Raw genomic sequence first — 2,049 nt, forward strand, 5'->3', positions numbered from 1 at the left:
ATAAGGGAAGTTCTGAAGGAAATATCACAAAGCAGAATGATTTAAAAAAGACAGCTAAAAATATTTTATTATGTTATTTTGGCTGCCCCTATATTTTTTACTCTGTCAATTAAAGTTTTTTGTATTCAGGAATCCATTTTGTATTTTTAATTGCTTCTTTTAAATCATCAACAGGATCTCTATTTAATTTTTGCTTTAACACACTTTCTCCTACCGCAAGTGCCACTGTTTCAGAAAATTCTGTTAATTTTGATACAGGTGGAAGTACTGCAGCACCAGGTTTGTTTGTATCAATAATTCCCCCTAATGAATGAGCTGCTGCTGAAATTATCTTGTTATTTACAAGTCTTGATTTTGTTGCAATAATTCCAAGTCCTAATCCAGGATAAATTAATGCGTTATTAGCTTGTCCAATTTCATAAACAGTTCCTTTATATTCTATTGGATCTGATGGAATTCCTGTTGCAATAAGGGCTCTTCCATCTGTCCATTTAATAAGATCCTTCGCAGATGCTTCTGCTAATTTTGTAGGATTGCTTAATGGAAAAATTATAGGTCTTTTGGTATGCTTTGCCATTTCTTGTATGATTTCTTTTGTAAAAGTTTTTGGTACTGTTGAAGTTCCTACTAAAATCGTTGGTTTTATAGCTTTAATTGCTGCTTCTAAATTTATTAGTTCATCAGAATTTTCAAATTCATCACGTTTTCTCGCAAAAGGAATTTGTTCTGGTGTCAATCCTTCTGTATCTTCAAATAATAATCCTTGCTTATCAACTAAATAAAAACGTTTTTTTGCTTCTGCTTCAGAAAGTCCTTGTTCAATCATTTCATCAAAAATTCTTTTAGCAATTCCAGCTCCAGCAGTTCCTGCACCAAAACACATGTAAACTTGATCTGTAAGTTTTTCGCCAGAAATTTTTAATGCTCCTAAAATTCCAGCTAACGTAATAATTCCTGTCCCCTGTATGTCATCATTAAAAGTTGCAATTTTATTTTCATACTTTTTCAAAATATTAGCAGCATTTAATCTTCCAAAATCTTCCCAATGAAGATACAAATCCGGGAAAATTTTCTCAGCTGTTTTTACAAATTTATCAATAAAATTATAATATTCGTCGCCTCTAACTCTTTCAAATTTATTTCCCAAATAAAATTCATTCTCCAACAATTCTTTTCTATTCGTACCTGCATCAATCACAACTGGAAGAACTGTAGAAGGATCAATTCCAGCTGCGGCAGTATAAACCATTAACTTTCCAACTGAAATATCCACTCCATTAGTCCCCCAATCCCCAATTCCTAAAATCCCTTCAGCATCTGTAACAACTATCAATCGAATATTTCTATCACTTGCGGCATTTTTTAAAATTGTTTCTATATTTTCTGGTTCTTTTACTGACAAATAAGCTGCATTTTGAGGATTTACAAATAACTCACTATAATTTTCTATACTTTCTGCAATTACAGGATCATAAACAATAGGCATAAACTCAACAACATGTTCATTAAATAAATAATAAAACAATGTTCTATTTGTATTAAAAATTTCCATCAAAAAATGTCTTTTTTCTATTAATTTATCTTTCGCTTGAAATTGTTTGTAAACTTGTTTCGCTTGAATTTCTATCGTTTGAAATTGTGCTGGTAATAGTCCTAATAACCCATATTTTTCTCTTTCTTCTTTTGTGAACGCCGTTCCTTTGTTAAGAAAAGGATCGTTTAAAATTTCATAACCTGATTTCATAAATAATCACCTCTAAATTTTTAAAATAATTTTGATAAGTCAAGTATAACATGGAATAATAGAGAAATTGATTTTTTTTTACTTTAAGTTAAAGGAGAGTGTCGTGGCACAATACATATGTGACAAAAAAGAAGAAAAAAAGAAAGGTTTCTGATATAATGTAAACCAATCAAAACTACATAAGGAGAAACCTTTCTCTGAATAGTATATCAGAAGAGTACCGTGTTCGTCAACGGGCAGTTGAGTATGCGACAGAGTAAAAAATATAGGGGCAAATAAATTTAATCAAATTTTTAATTAACAAA

Annotated in this window: 1 protein-coding gene; it reads right to left on the bottom strand. The window is 30.6% G+C overall.

Annotation, left to right across the window (positions count from 1 at the left end; all coding sequences use genetic code 11):
- Positions 1 to 109 precede the first annotated feature (109 nt).
- Complete coding sequence (locus ACO409_RS10745; protein WP_485557128.1) at positions 110 to 1,744, bottom strand: malolactic enzyme; 1,635 nt, start codon at positions 1,742 to 1,744, stop codon at positions 110 to 112.
- Positions 1,745 to 2,049: the final 305 nt, after the last annotated feature.

The organism is Leptotrichia sp., from assembly GCF_057270615.1.

Coding starts and splice junctions, on each gene's coding strand:
- ACO409_RS10745 (WP_485557128.1), bottom strand. CDS start 1,744: ATGAAATCAGGTTATGAAATTTTAAACGATCCTTTTCTTAACAAAGGA.